The sequence below is a fragment of the Streptomyces sp. NPDC028368 genome, from assembly GCF_055565615.1.
Map to the genome: position 1 here is coordinate 301,870 of NZ_JBVHTY010000004.1, position 14,401 is coordinate 316,270.

Consider the following 14,401-nt stretch of genomic DNA (forward strand, 5'->3'; position numbering starts at 1 on the left):
TGGAGTTGATTTGACGGTTCTGGAGGTAGGCGATGTTTCACCGATTGCTGCGGCGCCGTAAGCCGCATCGGCTCGTCCTTCTCGGTAACGGCCGTCTGATCCGCGGCTTCAGCGGCGGATTCTACGACGGTCACGGATACCAACACTGACACCATTCACGGTGGAATCCTGGAGGATATGCGGTGGCAGAGGACCCCGATGCCCTGGCAGCCATGGCGGCCATGGCAAGGATCCTGTCACCGCATTGCCGTGTCACCCGGATGACCGACGGAGCGCTGATCGCGGACTGGAAGCGGACGCGATTTCTCGGATTGGCGACGACGGAAGTCCAGAAATTCGCCTCCGGAAGCCCTGAGGAACGCGCCGAACTTGTCACCGGTCTCATGCGTGCCGGGTGCGCGACGGGCCGCCGGAAGAAATACGCGGACGTCGGCGTCGGGCTCTGGCTGGGTGGAGTGCACCTGCTGATCCGGACCCTTGGATTCGGGCGCGTCCTCCGGCTGCTGTCCTTGGCCGCCCCGGGTTACGCCCGTGCGGATCTCCCCTCCGCGGAGGAGGTCGGACGGCTGAAACGAGCAGTGCAGTTTCGCAGCAGCAGAAGCTGGTTCGTCAACGGCGACTGCAAGTCCGAGGCGGTGACGGCCTTTGTCCTGCTGCGGCGGTGTGGCCTGAAAGCCGTACTCCACGTCGGTGTGCATGAACACCCGTTCGCCCTGCACGCGTGGACAGCCTCGGGCGGCCTGTGCATCCCCGACGCCGATCCGCGAGGGCACGCCTTCACACCGGTGCTCTCGATCGACTGCGGAGGACAGTGACATGGATGCGCTCCGCCTCGAGTGGGCCGGGGGCGCACCGAGGCTCCGGACCAGCGAGGCCATGGCGCGTCAGGGACTCGTGACGACGGTCTCCTCGCGGGCCGGCACCGCGGCGGTCGTCGGCTGGGTCGGCTCGGCCCGTGACCGGGCGGCGGGCGCGCGCGGCCTCCTCGACGACTCCGCCAGGCAGGGGGCCGCCCCGCCGTTGCCGACCGGCGACTACGCGGCTGTTCTGGTGTACCGCGACCGCATCCTTCTGACGCGCGACGAGCAGGCACGCATCCCGCTGTTCTTCAGGGAGTCCGGTGGGCGCGTGAGCGCCGTAAGCACCTCGGTCCGCTGGCTGGGGAGCGTCACAGAGCTGGAACCCCGCTACTTCTGCCGATACCTCACCGGGAACATGGCGCAACCGCACTCGGACCTCACCCCTTTCGTCGGGGTGCACCGCGTCCTCGGCGGCGAGGTGGTCGAGCTGTCCCTCACCGGGCAGATGCGCAGTCGTACGCTGCGACGCGCCCCTCGGGCCACCGACCCGCCCGAGCCGACTGCAGACGGGTCCGGCCTCGACGAAGCCGCGCAGGAGTTGCGCCTCGCGCTGGAGAACGCCGTCGGACGTCGCATGGGCACGACGACGGCATGCCATGTCTCGGGCGGCACCGACTCCACCAGCGTCGCGCTGCTCGCCGCACGCCTGCTGGCCGCGGAACAGGGCGGCGCCGGGGAACTGGTCCTGCTCGCCGGGCGTTTCTCCCGCGGGGAGCTGGCCGCGGAGCGGCCGTACCTCGACGTCGCGGTGGAGGAGATCCGCCGTCACACACCCGGGGCCCGCCCGGTGATCGTCGACGCCGACGACGTAGCCGACTTCGACGACTTCCAGCACCACGCGGGAGACGCCGACGAGCCCCATGCGCATGCCTTCCGCGCCCCGTTCTGGGCCAGGCTTCACGCCGCGGCCGCGGAACTGGGCTGTGACACGCTCCTGACCGGCTGCGGGGCCGATCCGATCGCGGACGCCAACCCGTTCCACCTGCACAGGCTGGCCCGCACGGGACAGCTCCGGCAGATGACCGAGCAGGCACGTGCCTGGGCCGCGGGCAGCGAGCGGGGCCTGCGGGACATCGTCCGCGACTACGTGGTGCAGCCGGCTTTTCCGCTGGCAACCGAACGGATCACCGCGCTCCTGCGCGGCGGAACGGTGCTCGGCGGCCTCGGCACCTTCAACCGCCCCGGATGGCTGCGATCCGGCTTCGCGCGCGCTCACGGCTATCGGGATGCGGGCATCGCGGAGAGCCGGTTCGTGTTCGGGCGCAAGCCGGAACAGTCGCTCTACGACGCCGCCAATTACGTCGCCGCTCCCGACCTGCTGTCCTGGCAGCGCGCACGACGGGACGGGTTCTTCCTCTCGCACCCCTTCCTCGACCCGGCGGTCGTCGCCACGATGAGCCGCCTGCCCGCCGCAGCCACGTTCCGGCCGGGTCGTCCGAAGGCCGTTCTCCGTGAGGCCATGGCGGATCTGCTCCCGGCCTCGATCCGCGGCAGGGCGGTCAAGGTGCCCTTCAACGACCTCTATGCCCGCGGCCTGCGGACACACGGCGACGAACTCATCGCCATGTGCCGCTCCGCCCGACATCCGCTGATCGCGGAGATGTTCGACGTCGAGACGCTGTGCCGGGCCGTGCGGGAGGCCCAGCTCGGCCTGGGGGACTCGTACTCCTGGGATCGTGTGAACAGCTCGCTCGCCCTGGTGGCCTGGCTGGAGCGATTGGACCGGCGTTCCGGCGAACTCGGCGCGGCGGTGCCCGTCACCGCTGTTTCTTGATGTCCCACAGGGTCCGCTCGACCGGGCCGGTGACGAGGTCGACGAGGCCGTACCGGCTCGCCAGCTCGCGTGCTTCCGCCGGTGGGGCTTGGTGGCTTTCCTCGCCTTTTCGCGTAATGGATGACCCCACGTTCGCGCCGTGCGGGCCGAACGTCCAGTAGACGGTGACGACACGCGGGTCCCTCGTGTGTTCGTCGATCGCATTGTTCTCGTGCACCCTGGCACGGGAGATGAGAGTGTCAACACCGCCCTTCTGTTGCTTCTTCACCCATCCAGGGACTTTTTGCGTACCCCAGGAGTACGCCACGAAGTCGAGCGGTGACTGCATCACGAGCCGGTCCTTGCGTGCGAGGCTCGCGGTGGCATAGAACGCCACCTGGTCGTACGGCGTGTCCATGGGCAGTTGCACCACCACTCGCGTGGCGAAGGTGTCGTTCGACTCAACCCAATTTCCATCCTGCATCCACGGTTTCGCCTCGACCAACTCGCCAGGCTGGTTCATCTCCCGGCGGGAGAGCGGGTTCACTTCCGAGGAGCCGCGCCACTGCTCGGCATCGGTCCGCCACTGCTGGCGGAGCCGGTCCTTCGGGCTCAGCGGCACCTTTTTCCCCATGGCGTGGACCTCGGTGCCGAGTACGTAGAAACCCGTGTCGCCGTGGTTCCGGAGGGTGATGTCGACCGGTACGGCGAATGCCGTGCGGTCCTTGCTCAGCACCGGCTTTCCCATGGACAACGTAATGAGAGGCCTGGTTTGTCGCTGGTACGGCTGATAGAGGTTCTGGTAGCCGAAATTGGCGATCGCGATGGCCGAGGAGACGATCAGCGCGGCGGCCACCCGCTTCGGAGCGGGGATCGCGACCGACGTCCGCCACACCGCGAAGACAGCGTATGCCGAACCCGCCGTGAGCGCGCTGAACAGCGCCGGGTAGGCCACGGAATCGCCGTTCTTGAGTGTCTGCACCAGGAGCATGGCGTTGGTCAGCAAGGCCGCGAACGTGCCGATCAGCGCGACCAGGCCTGAGTAGGGGAAGCTCTGCCGGATGTAGTGGTCCAGGACCGCGGCGGCGGCCACGAGCGTGGTGAACGAGACCACGAGAAGGACGGCACCGGTGATGCGACCGGCGAAGGTCAGATCATGGGCGAAGTCCTCGAGGCCGAACCGAGCCAGCAACAGCGTGGTCATAAGGAGGACCAGCACGATCACTGCCAGGGTCACCCGCGACTGCCAGGTTCTCAACGAGGGCTGTCGCATTTTCGGGTGCGAGTGGGAGTGAGGCCTCGGGGGAGTCCGCACGCGATTACCTCCTGAGGCCGCCGGTCGTGTCCCTGCACGCGTGCAGCGCGGACTGCAGGAGATCTGCCGCCGCGCCGAGGGTTCGAACACCATCGTCCGTGGCGATCCATCGGGTCGCCATCCGGATGCCGCCGCACGTGCGAGCCGGTGGTTGGCCAGGTGGGCTTCGCGACGTCGCCGTAGGACCAGCTGTGGCCCTTGTGGCCCTTGGACATCTCGAGATGCAGGTGCGGCCCTGTGGCGTTGCCGGTGGCCCCGACCTTGCCGAGCTGCCGGCCGGCGGTGACCTTCTGAGCGTCGTTCACCTGCCGCTGCGACACATGGCAGAGGTGTGGACATGGCCGTTGTCGGCGCGCAGCCCGACCCAATGGCTGTACGGTCCGCCCTTGCCGTTCGACCAGAAGATGGTTCCGTTGCGTGCGGCGACCACGGGGGCGCCCGGCGGTGCGGCGAAGTCCTCACCCACCTGGCGGCCGACGCCGTCCGGTTTCTCGGTGAAGGCGTGCACATCGACGCCTCGCTCACCGTGGCCCGGCTCAGCGCGCGCCCCGCGAGGCAATGAAGAAGCCTCACGTCATCAGTTTCGGCCGGTGCGGACCAGGCCATGCAACTCCGCGGAACGTTTGCGGACCGATGGATCGGCGACGAGACTCGAAACTGACGCGCCTCGCATTGCGGACGATGAGCGAGGCAGGCTTGTCGCCGGCGGGATGCCACCGTTCCTCGGTCTTCCGGATTGCTGGTGGGAGGACGGAACCATGCGAGTTCTCCGGCTGCAGACGAATGGCCCGGCGACCATCTCTTGGGGGCATGTCCAGGTTCTCCTGTGGATCCTGGTGGCCGCCGTCGTGGCCATCGGGGTCGTCCTGGTGGTCGCCCGGCGCCTTGTGCCGAGCCGCTCGGCGTCGTCGGACAGCATCGTCCGCAGCTGGGTCGCCATGGCACTCGTCACCGGCCTCGTGGTGTTCTGCGCGGTGGCTTTCGCCGTACGCGACACCAACCTCCGCAGCACACTGATCGGAGCGCTTGCCGCGGCCGTCGGCTCGACGGTGGCCTTCTACTTCTCGGGCAAGGTCGCCGAGGATGCCCGCAAGGACATGCTCAGTGCCGCGTTCGGGGGCCAGGAAGTGGTTCCCAATCTGCTCGGGTGTACCAGGGCTGAGGCGGCCGCGAAACTGGGCACGACCACGCTCAAGCTGGAGCCGGCACCCGATTCGGGACCATCCGCAGAACCGGCCACCATATCCCGCCAGGACCCCACCAAAGGAGCGACCGTCCCCAGAGGCACGGCGGTGAAGGTGACGTTTCCTTGATCTCTGACGAGGCAAGGGCAGCTGCAGCCCGTCAAGTCTGGTTGAGCTGTTCACGAGTTGACGGAGGATCAGGACCGTTCGCCAGTGGGTCGGTGCCTCCTTCGCTGGTGAAGCGGCCTCGTACCCGAGCCTCCGCACTCCGCATCGCCCGAGCTTGCTGCCCATCTCAGCAACGACATGACCGACCGGACGCCGGGGAAGGGCTCGTTCAGTCAAGATTCGCCTGGCCCCACGGATGCCCCACCACCGGCGCCGGTGCTCGCGTCTGAAGCCGGTGTGCCCCTGGAGCGGCGAACTTGATCGACAGCTCGTCGAAGGCGCGGTTCATCTGCTGTGTCGCGACGTGCCGCTCTTCGCCTTCCGGACTTGCTACGTCTCCATGTCCTACTGCGGCTTCTACTGGTGCCCTGGTGACTGTCCTGGTGTGACTCTGGTGTGGGGAGTTGCTGTCGGTGAGGGGTTCGGCCAGGGCTGCTCTTCCACTGGCGGTGGGCTCCACGGCGTGGGCTCAGGCGGCGGAGCGAAGGGACCCGCCTGTTTCTTCATGAGGACCATCATCACCACCACGAAGATCATGCTAATGACGATCAGTGCAAGGCCCACCGGGTTGTCGGGATTGTAGACGTACCGGTTCGTCCCCCACTGGCTCTTTTTGAAGACCGGCTCGTCGTCTTGATTCACGGTCCGGATGCTAGCGAACAAGGGAGCGATGGTTGAGGGGTTGAGCGTCCGCGCACGGTCCCCTCCGTGTCCCCGTAGGACGGGAACCCAGTCGTGATCATCGCTGGGCCGACGACGCGAACTCGTCAAGGTTTGTGAAACTCCAGGTCGGCAAAGGGTTTCGGATCGCCGTGAGATTCCTGCCTGCGATGAATACAGGCCCTGCCTTCACAGGCATCGCTGCCGAGATCATGACGCGTTCTTAATGATCAAGGTCGGTCGGGGCCGGTCAAGTTCCCTTAGCCTGGCCGGCGGATACGTGTTCATATCCGCCGACCATGTCCGGGGGAATTCTTGACGATCCGTCACCATGTGCGTGGTGCCGCAGCTGCGGCGTGCGGTGTGGCCGTGCTGTCGACCACAATGGGTGCCACACAAGCTCAGAATCCGACGCCGAAGCCCACCGCTGCAAGGCCGCGGAAGCCGGGCTGCCGGCATTGCTGTCGAAGCTCCGGGCGCAAGGCGTGGCGCAGGGCGAGGGTTCGCTGGCTGCGTCGCGGACTGGGCCGGCGTAGGTAAGTGAGAAAGTGAGTGCGTCATGGCAGCGTTGGAGCCCGAAGATCTCTTCGCTCCTGTCGACCACGACCTGCGGGCCTGCGGTCTGCGGCCGCGGCTGGTTTATACCGCCCCACCTGGTGAGGACCCGCAGCAGTGGCGGGACCTGGTCGTGTCCGGGGTACGGCTCGGCCCGCTCGAATTCGAGCCGGAGCCGGCCGGGGAGCCCGGCGCGGTAGTGGAGTCACTGGCCTTCCATGCCCAGGCGGCCGTCCTCGAGAATCTGCAGCTGATCGAGGGTGGCCGCGCCTGGCCTGTATGCCGAGCAAGGCACCGCCACCCCATGGTGCTCGCCTCCGACGGCGAGGGAGCCTGGCCGGATTGGAAGTGCCCGTCGGATCCCTCCTACCGCTGGCCGGTGGGAGAGCACCCCGGAGTCACGGATGCGGAGTGAGCGATCGTCAGCTCTTCGGCGATGGCATCAACATCCTGAGCAGGGATGACGAATAAGGCTGCGTTGCCTTGAAGGGAAGGTTGAGGGAACCGGAACGCGCGCACTCGGTTACGGGATTCTCGTTTTCGACTTTTCGGCTCGGGGGCTTCAGGACGCTTTCGGACGAACTTTCGCTGAGAACGCTGCACTGCGATTCCTATTCGTCTTCCTGCGGGTTGAGTACGTGTCTGTAGTCAGCAGGCCTGTTGGCGTATGGGATTGGTAAGGATCATTCGTGGCTCCGCACACCGGCTAAGGCTGCACGTAGAGTTCGATCATGGTGTCCAGGTTGAAGTACGGAGTGGTGGGAGCGGCTCGTGGCGGACGATGAGACCTTGAATGACCCGTCGTTGCTTTCATTGGGGAAAGAGCTTGAGCGATATGCTGCGAACTTGGAAGCCTATGTAAGGGGCTTCACCGAAAAGGTCAATACCGGAGAGGTTCGTGAAGGGCTCGACGGCCTCTCGCAAGCCTCGGAAGCGGCTGATGCCTGCATTGAGATGTCCAATGTCATGATGGAGTCGCTAAATCGTCTTCGGGGTCAACTTGGCCCGATGAGTGAGGCAAAGAGCCCGGGGGACAGCCCTTAGCCGGTGGTGACTGGCGCGGCTTGAGGCACGATCGGCCCGTGGTGGTCAGCGCCGCCTGTCGCCGAGTGCTCGCACCCGGCGACAGGCGGCAGGGGAGTGGGCGCCGCGCGCTATCCCGCCCGGACTTCGGGAGTGGGCTGACCCGTTTGCCCCACGAGGGTGGACAGGTATCCGGGGGCCTCTTCGACCACGAGGTGACCTGCTCCGGTGATCACGCCCAATTCCTTGCCGAGTGTGCTGCGTACCACTGGTTCGAGTCGCCGGGGCGGCAGGAAGGCATCGTGCTCCCCCGTGACGATCAGGCGGGGCACTGGCCGTGCCGGCAGAGTGGCGGTGCCTGGCGCCCCGCTGGAGCGTGAGTGCCGCGCGACCAGTGTCATCCACTCCACCAGTTCCTCGCGGGGAGGATGGCCAGGCGCGAGCATGACGCGCAGGAGCCGGGCGCTGTGTGTCGGTGCGGGCCGGAAGAACCATGCTGCTGAGGCGGCCAGCACAGCTGGGGTCAGCCTCAGCTTCGTCAGGCCGCCGGGGGAGACCAGCACCAGCCGGTCGATGCGGGGAGAGGCGCTGGACAGCGCGATGGCGGCGCCGAACGAGTGACCCATCACCGCTACCGGCTCGGCCGATATCTCCTCGACCACCTCGCTCAACCATGTCCCGTACCAGGACAACCGGCCGCCGGAGAGCCCGCGTTCGCCGGAACTGAGACCGGGCTGGCCCGGGACGTCCACCAGCGCAACACGGTGGCCCGCAGCGACCAGTTCGGTGGCCAACGGCAGGGACGCGGCGGCATTGAAGTTGGTGCCCGGGACGAACACGACCGTCGTCGTTCCGGAGCCGGCGAGGACTATATGGGTCTGTGCGTCCCTGGCCGTGACCGTCTTCCGTTCGTGTGGCACCGGCCACGCGGCGAGCTGGTCGAGGCACCAGCGTCGGATGAGGTTTTTGCCCGTCGCAGTGCGGTAAATCGAGTCCACCCGTTGAGTATCGCGCTCTGAGCCGTCCGCCGGTGGTGTCGCGGACATTGTCGGGGGTCAGTGCCTCGGACTTCCCCCGCCGCTGCCCGCCCGGTAGCGGTGGACGAGCGCGACGGCCATGGCGCCCTCGCCCACGCCGGAGGCCACCCGTTTTATCGACTGGGCGCGCACGTCGCCTGCCGCGAAGACCCCCGGCACGCTGGTCTCCAGCAGAAGGGGGGCGCGTTCCAGTGGCCAGGAGGCGGGCGGGTTGCCGGACCGTAGGAGGCCGGGACCGGTGAGGACGAAGCCGCGTTCGTCGCATTCCACGACACCGTCCAGCCAGCCGGTGCGTGGGCGTGCCCCGATGAAGGTGAAGATGAACCGTGCGGCTTCCTCGATTTCGGTGCCTGTCCGGTCGTTGATGAGTGTGATGCGTTCCAGGTGCCGGTCGCCGTCGAGGGAGAGAAGCCGAGTGCTCAGTCGTACCTCGATGTTGGGGGTGCGGTGTATCTCGTCGACGAGGTATTGGGACATGCCGGATTCCAGTGAGTCGGCGCGCACGAGGACGGTGACTTCGGCCGCGTACTTGGCGAAGTGAATCGCCGCCTGACCGGCCGAATTCGCGCCGCCGACGATGAAGACGTGGTGGGAGATGCAGGAGCTGCTCTCGGTCGTCGCGGCGCCGTAGTACAGGCCCTCGCCCTCGAAGCGGTCCGCGCCGGGGACGTCCAGGCGGTTGTACGACACGCCGGTGGAGAGCAGCACGGTCTCGGCGCTGATTTCGGAGCCGTCCGCCAGGGTGATGATGCGGGCCGGGTCGGCCAGGCGCAGTCCGACGACCTCTACGGGGTGGAGCAACTCGGCGCCGAATCGACCCGCTTGGCTCACCGCGCGCCGGGTCAGGTCGCCGCCGGAGAGGCCGGTGGGGAACCCGAGGTAGTTCTCGATGAGGCTGGAGGTTCCTGCTTGTCCGCCGGGGGAGTTGGCGTCCAGGAGGAGGGTGGCGAGCTCCTCGGAGGCCGCGTAGACGCCCGCGGCGAGCCCGGCCGGCCCCGCGCCGACGATGACGGTGTCGTAGTGCGGGCGGGAGGCGGTGGTGGAGAGGCCGAGCTGATCGGCGAGTTCGGTGTTTCCGGGGGCGGAGAGCACAGCGCCATCGGGAAAGGCGACGAGGGGCAAATCGGGGTTCGGGATGGGGTGTTGGTCGATGAGCCGTCGCGCCTCCGGGTCGGTCGCCACGTTCAGGAAGAGGAATGGCTGGCCGTTGCGGGTGAGGAAGTCGCGTACGGCGCGGGTGCCGGCCGACACCACATGGCCGGCGACGCGGATGCCCTGATAGGCGGGGCGGTAGGCGGCGAGCCAGTCGGAGAGCAGGTCGTCCAGGACGGGGAAGAGCCGTTCGGTGGGTGGGTCCCAGGGCTTCATGAGGTAGTAGTCGAGGCGCACCTTGTTGATGGCGGTGATGGCGGTGATGGCGGTGATGGCGGTGATGGCGGTGATGGCAGTGATGGCGGTGATGGCGGTGATGGCGGCGATGGCGGCGTCGGTTTCGGCGTAGGCGGTGAGCAGCACCCGGCGGGCGTCGGGGAATCTGCTCACGGCTTCCAGGAGGATCACCGGTTTGGCTGCCTTATCGGCCGGAGCCGGAGCCGGAGCTGGGGTCGGAGCCGGAGCCGGAGCCGGAGCTGGGGTCGGGGTCACTGGGGCGTCCCTTCGATGAACTCCAGGAAGAGCTGGTCCGGGAAGCACCAGCCCCAGTTCTCGTCCGGCTGGGCGGAGGCGACGACGGGATGGTGGGTGGACTCGTAGTGGCGGCTCGCGTGCCGGTTCCTGGAGGAGTCGCAGCAGCCGATGTGCCCGCAGGTGAGGCAGCGGCGCAGATGGACCCACCCGTCGCCGGACTGCAGGCATTCCTGGCAGCCGTCGGACGCCTGGGCGGCCATGGTGGTGATCTGGTCGAGGTGTGAGCAGGTGGGCATGGGTGTCTCCGTCGGGGGAGGGGACGTGGGGCGGGGCACAGCGGTTGTTCTGTCGCACACCGCTGTGCCCCGCCGAACGATCGAGCTGCCGCGCTAGGCCAGGGTTTCCGTGAAGTGCCGGGCCGCGATTCCGGCGGCCTCGGAGACCTTGGCGTCCTGGTCGTAGAAGTCGAACTGGGTGCCGCTCGTCCAGACCAGCCGCTTCGGGCCTTCGAGCGCGTCGTAGAACTTCTCCGCCCCTTGGGGAATCGCCCCGTCGCGGCTGTGCACGAGCAAGGTCGGCGCCTTGATGCGGGAGGCCGCCGGGTGCGGGTCGAACGTCCAAGCCGGTCCGCCGCCTATAGGCCCGCGGCGTGCAGGAAGAAGCCGACCGGGCCACCCTTCTGCGCGCCCACAAGCTCGCGTGCTGGGCCTCGTCCTGTTATGTCGCCGAACTCTCCGTTCGAAGAAGGTCGTTGACCGCCTGGAGCACGGCGTCCGGGCGTTCCTCATGGAGCCAGCCGTGTCCTGCGTCATCGAGGATGCGGTGTTCGCCGCGCGGGGCTTCCGCGGCCAGTTCCGCGTGTAGGGCGCGCTTGTTGTCGTTGATCTCGCGCAGCAGCTCTTCGGGCCAGAGGTGGGCCTGTGTGATGTCGTGTCCCATGGCGGAGAGCACGATCAGCGGCACGTCGGGGGTGTCCGGTGCGTGCCGGAATTCGTCGGCGACCTTGTCGTAGAGGTTCTGGTTCTCCTGTGAGGCGACCTGCCAGGTGGCGAGGTGGCGTTCGACCAGCGGCTCGCGCACGGCCTCCGGCCAGGCCGTGAAGTGGTGGATCATCTGGTCGCGGGACTGCTGGATCTGCTCCTCCGTGGGCTCCGCCAGCTCCTGGTCCCGCATCTGCTCCAGCATCTGGTCCAGCCGCTCCCGTGCTGCCAGGGGTGCGCGTATGGCCATGTCCTCGTGGAACGGATCGAGCAGGAGCAGGCCGGCGACCTCGCCGGGGAAGCGCCTCGCGTAGTGGCGCGCGTAGGCCCCGCCGAGGGAGTGGCCGACCAGCAGGTACGGGCCGGGTACGGCGGCGGTGTGCAGCAGTGCATGCAGTTCGTCGGTGACCTCGGCCGCCGTGCGGGGCAGTTCGACCGGGTCGCTCCAGCCGCTGCCCGCACGGTCGTAGAGCACGCTGCCGGTCAGCTCGGCGACACGGTTGTGGATGTTCAGGTAGTCCAGGCTCATCAGCCCGACTCCTGCCAGAAACACCGTGGTCGGGCCGCCACTGCCGGAGCGGTGCAGCATCAGCTGCCGCCCGTCGATGTCGTAGTGGCGTCCCAGCAATAGCGATTGGTGCGGCATGGTCCGCTCTTCCCCGTTCACTCGAACTCGCAGTTCAGTGGCCATTGGCCATCATTCTTAACTTTGAGAACAGTATCAGCTATGAGAAAGTAAGCCCATGGACACGGTCGATCTGCTTCTGCACCCGGTACGGCTGCGCATCGTGCACGTCATGACCGGCGGACGGACGCTCACCACGTCGCAGGTGTGCGCGCTGCTCCCCGACGTGTCGAAGGCCACCGTGTACCGGCACGTCGGACTGCTGGCCGACAGCGGCCTCCTGGAAGTGGAGGGCGAGCAGCGGGTACGTGGCGCCGTCGAGCGCCGGTACCGGCTGCGGCGGGAGCGGGCGGTGATCGACGCCGACACCGCGGCGTCGGTGTCGGTGGAGGACCACCGGCGCGCCTTCGCCGTGGCCATGGCCACGCTGCTGGCCGAGTTCAACGCCTACCTCGACCGGGACGGCGCCGACCCGACCGCCGATCTGGTGGGCTTCCGCCAGCACGCGCTCTGGCTCAGCCCCGACGAACTCGCCGAGCTGATCGGCGAGATGCGCGACGTGCTCGTCGCCCGGATGGGGAACAAGCCCGCACCCGAGCGCACCCGGCACCTGCTCAGCCCGATCCTGTTCCCCGCCGAGGGGCCACCCCCGGCCGACGACAGGCCCTAAGGGCCGTCCGGCAGGCACGAGGGGGGCCGGTTGGGCGTGTCCTTCCGGCCGTCCACCTTCGGCCGTAAGCGGCGCAAGGCCCAGGCCAAGGTCGGCCTGCGGGGCGACTTCCGCTTCTACGACCCGCACTGCATCGGCCACAGCCTGTCCACTCGGTCTGGCGCCATCAGGGACACCATGGTTCGGGCCGCGAGCCGTAACCCGGTGAACCTCCCTGGTCACAGCACCAGGGACGCTTCGCGAAGTCCAGCCCGCATTCGGTTGGTTGAGCGCACGCCTTGGGAGTGTCGTGGACCGGTGCCGTCGAGCGGGGAATACGGGGCGGGGCACCGAGAACGTCGCAGTGGGGGTTCACATGACGGGCACGGGTATCTGGCGCGTCGTGGAAGGGGTGACCTGGACCGCCGTCGTCGGAGCGCTCTGCGCCGCCGTCGTCGCTGTGACCCTGGGCGCCCGCATCCGGCGCTTGCGGACCCGCAGGGCCGAGGCGAGGGACCCGCGCCGCTTTCAGACCATGTCCGATCTGCGTGCGGAACTCGCCGCCGCCCGGCCGGACGACACCGGCCTGGTCCGGATCGAGGCGCCGCATTACGCGGCCCTGGCCCCGGCCGATCTGGCCCGCGCCGCGGCCAGACGGCCCGCCCGCCGTACCAAGCGCGCCAGCGGACCGCTCCCGGACAGCGTCCTCCCGCTGCGTAACAGAGCCGCGCTCGAGCTGGACGACGATGACGGCGGCGCGGACTGAGCGGCTACCACTGCGGCGGGAGGAGGTGATCCGGGCGCTGCGGTCCAGGTGCGGACCGAAAGGGGTCACCAGGCCCTTGCCGACGCTCTCGGTCAGCCAGGCGTCGTCACCGGCTTCGCCGCAGCGTACGTACAGGTGCCCGTCGATCTCCACGAGCAGTGCGGCCCGCTCGGGGTCCCTCCGGTAAAGCTGCTGAACTGAGCGCTTGTGGTGCCGGCTTGGCTCTCCGCTATTCCGTCTTGCTAAGTACTGGTAGTCAGCGTTACGGTGTACCAGTACTCAGTGTCGCTGAATAGCTCGGGGAGGAGGTGTTCCATGGCCAAGCTGCTGACGGAGATGCTCAAGGGCACGCTGGAGGGCATCATTCTCGCGTCCCTGTCCGGCCGGCCCGCCTACGGCTACGAGATCACGGCACGGTTGCGGGAGCAGGGTTTCTCCGACATCGCCGAAGGGACCATCTACGCGCTGCTCATCAGGATGGAGAAGCGCGGTCTCGTCAACGTGGAGAAGGTCCCCTCCGAGAAGGGGCCACCACGCAAGGTGCACTCCCTCAACACTCAGGGACGGGAGTACCTCGAAGAGTTCTGGAGGACGTGGAGCTTCCTCGCGGAACGACTGGAACAGCTCCGCGAAGGGGGCAAGTAACCATGCCCGATGTCGAAAAGAGCGGCTTTATCTCGAAGGTGATCGGGCCCAAGAAGCGCTGGAGGGCGTACAAGGCGCGCGTCAAGGAGCTTCCCGAGAACTACCGCACGGCGGTCGAAGCGATCGAGCGGTACCTGATGCACTTCGTGCCGACCGACGGCGACAGCAATGCGTCGATGTTCGAAGACCTTGCCGACCTGTTCGAGCAGGCCGCGGCGGACGGAACGTCGATTCGCGAGATCGTCGGGGAGGACCCGGTGGAGTTCGTCGAGGCGTTCGTCCAGAACTACTCGGAGGGTGGCTATGTCCCCACCCGTGCGCGGAAGCGGCTGACCGACGACATCGAGCGCGCCGCCGGCGAAGACACCGGAAAAGAAGACAAGGCAGTCTGACAACGACGCGGCACATCGTGCCCGGGGGCCGAGCACCACTTTCCTCGACTGTCCGCGCTACGTGGCCACGGGGTCATGCCCGGTCGGCCACCTCTCGCCGCATGTCAACGGCGACGTCACGACGGCGACAGCCGGCATCAGAGCGGTTGGCGATGGCGGATGC

The 14,401-nt window shown here is 67.6% G+C and carries 18 protein-coding genes; 9 read left to right on the forward strand and 9 right to left on the reverse strand.

The window, feature by feature from the left end; translation table 11 throughout:
- Positions 1-182: 182 nt before the first annotated feature.
- Positions 183-815: a lasso peptide biosynthesis B2 protein gene (locus tag ACZ4S3_RS11340; RefSeq protein ID WP_467930535.1), complete on the forward strand. Its 633-nt coding sequence runs from the start codon at positions 183-185 to the stop codon at positions 813-815.
- 1 nt (position 816) lies between these two features.
- Positions 817-2,634 (forward strand): asparagine synthase-related protein, encoded by a 1,818-nt coding sequence (locus tag ACZ4S3_RS11345; protein WP_467930540.1) that lies wholly within the window; start codon positions 817-819, stop codon positions 2,632-2,634.
- Here ACZ4S3_RS11345 and ACZ4S3_RS11350 read toward each other — a convergent pair.
- From ACZ4S3_RS11350 to ACZ4S3_RS11360, 3 genes are read right to left on the reverse strand one after another with little or no spacing between them, the layout of a single operon-like run.
- Positions 2,618-3,817, reverse strand: a complete 1,200-nt coding sequence (locus ACZ4S3_RS11350) for a hypothetical protein (protein ID WP_467930545.1) — start codon at positions 3,815-3,817, stop codon at positions 2,618-2,620. The two genes, ACZ4S3_RS11345 and ACZ4S3_RS11350, sit on opposite strands and share 17 nt — an antisense overlap.
- Positions 3,818-3,867: 50 nt before the next feature.
- The gene (locus ACZ4S3_RS11355; RefSeq protein ID WP_467930550.1) at positions 3,868-4,248 is read right to left on the reverse strand and encodes a M23 family metallopeptidase; all 381 of its coding nucleotides are present in this window, start codon (positions 4,246-4,248) and stop codon (positions 3,868-3,870) included.
- Positions 4,230-4,436: a hypothetical protein gene (locus ACZ4S3_RS11360; RefSeq protein WP_467930552.1), complete on the reverse strand. Its 207-nt coding sequence runs from the start codon at positions 4,434-4,436 to the stop codon at positions 4,230-4,232. Before ACZ4S3_RS11360 ends, ACZ4S3_RS11355 begins: the two co-directional genes overlap by 19 nt.
- Positions 4,437-4,686: 250 nt before the next feature.
- Between ACZ4S3_RS11360 and ACZ4S3_RS11365 the strand changes: the two genes are divergently transcribed.
- Positions 4,687-5,241 (forward strand): PASTA domain-containing protein, encoded by a 555-nt coding sequence (locus tag ACZ4S3_RS11365; RefSeq protein WP_467930557.1) that lies wholly within the window; start codon positions 4,687-4,689, stop codon positions 5,239-5,241.
- A gap of 396 nt (positions 5,242-5,637) precedes the next feature.
- Here the strand turns inward: ACZ4S3_RS11365 and ACZ4S3_RS11370 are convergent, their stop codons facing one another.
- Complete coding sequence (locus ACZ4S3_RS11370; protein WP_467930559.1) at positions 5,638-5,922, reverse strand: hypothetical protein; 285 nt, start codon at positions 5,920-5,922, stop codon at positions 5,638-5,640.
- A 577-nt stretch (positions 5,923-6,499) separates the two neighbouring features.
- Between ACZ4S3_RS11370 and ACZ4S3_RS11375 the strand changes: the two genes are divergently transcribed.
- Together ACZ4S3_RS11375 and ACZ4S3_RS11380 are read left to right on the forward strand one after the other, a co-directional pair.
- Positions 6,500-6,910 (forward strand): hypothetical protein, encoded by a 411-nt coding sequence (locus tag ACZ4S3_RS11375; protein ID WP_467930561.1) that lies wholly within the window; start codon positions 6,500-6,502, stop codon positions 6,908-6,910.
- A gap of 356 nt (positions 6,911-7,266) precedes the next feature.
- Positions 7,267-7,539: a hypothetical protein gene (locus ACZ4S3_RS11380; protein WP_467930565.1), complete on the forward strand. Its 273-nt coding sequence runs from the start codon at positions 7,267-7,269 to the stop codon at positions 7,537-7,539.
- Positions 7,540-7,649: 110 nt separating this feature from the next.
- Here the strand turns inward: ACZ4S3_RS11380 and ACZ4S3_RS11385 are convergent, their stop codons facing one another.
- From ACZ4S3_RS11385 to ACZ4S3_RS11405, 5 genes are all read right to left on the reverse strand, one after another.
- Positions 7,650-8,516 (reverse strand): alpha/beta fold hydrolase, encoded by an 867-nt coding sequence (locus tag ACZ4S3_RS11385; RefSeq protein ID WP_467930569.1) that lies wholly within the window; start codon positions 8,514-8,516, stop codon positions 7,650-7,652.
- A 57-nt stretch (positions 8,517-8,573) separates the two neighbouring features.
- Positions 8,574-10,097 (reverse strand): NAD(P)/FAD-dependent oxidoreductase, encoded by a 1,524-nt coding sequence (locus tag ACZ4S3_RS11390; protein WP_467930573.1) that lies wholly within the window; start codon positions 10,095-10,097, stop codon positions 8,574-8,576.
- Between the two features lie 98 nt (positions 10,098-10,195).
- On the reverse strand, positions 10,196-10,477 hold the full coding sequence (locus ACZ4S3_RS11395) for a UBP-type zinc finger domain-containing protein (RefSeq protein ID WP_467930578.1): 282 nt from the start codon (positions 10,475-10,477) through the stop codon (positions 10,196-10,198).
- A gap of 93 nt (positions 10,478-10,570) precedes the next feature.
- Positions 10,571-10,753, reverse strand: coding sequence for a hypothetical protein (locus ACZ4S3_RS11400; protein ID WP_467930582.1), 183 nt, complete (start codon positions 10,751-10,753; stop codon positions 10,571-10,573).
- A 145-nt stretch (positions 10,754-10,898) separates the two neighbouring features.
- On the reverse strand, positions 10,899-11,807 hold the full coding sequence (locus ACZ4S3_RS11405) for an alpha/beta fold hydrolase (RefSeq protein ID WP_467930584.1): 909 nt from the start codon (positions 11,805-11,807) through the stop codon (positions 10,899-10,901).
- Between the two features lie 97 nt (positions 11,808-11,904).
- On the opposite strand from ACZ4S3_RS11405, the gene ACZ4S3_RS11410 reads away from it, so the two are divergent.
- The 4 genes from ACZ4S3_RS11410 (at position 11,905) to ACZ4S3_RS11425 (ending at position 14,238) form a co-directional block, all read left to right on the forward strand.
- Positions 11,905-12,456, forward strand: coding sequence for a helix-turn-helix domain-containing protein (locus ACZ4S3_RS11410; protein ID WP_467930588.1), 552 nt, complete (start codon positions 11,905-11,907; stop codon positions 12,454-12,456).
- 355 nt (positions 12,457-12,811) lie between these two features.
- The gene (locus ACZ4S3_RS11415; protein WP_467930593.1) at positions 12,812-13,201 is read left to right on the forward strand and encodes a hypothetical protein; all 390 of its coding nucleotides are present in this window, start codon (positions 12,812-12,814) and stop codon (positions 13,199-13,201) included.
- 315 nt (positions 13,202-13,516) lie between these two features.
- Positions 13,517-13,846, forward strand: a complete 330-nt coding sequence (locus ACZ4S3_RS11420) for a PadR family transcriptional regulator (RefSeq protein ID WP_467930597.1) — start codon at positions 13,517-13,519, stop codon at positions 13,844-13,846.
- Between the two features lie 2 nt (positions 13,847-13,848).
- A complete protein-coding gene (locus tag ACZ4S3_RS11425) occupies positions 13,849-14,238 on the forward strand; it encodes a DUF1048 domain-containing protein (protein WP_467930601.1) in 390 nt (129 codons plus the stop codon).
- Positions 14,239-14,401: the final 163 nt, after the last annotated feature.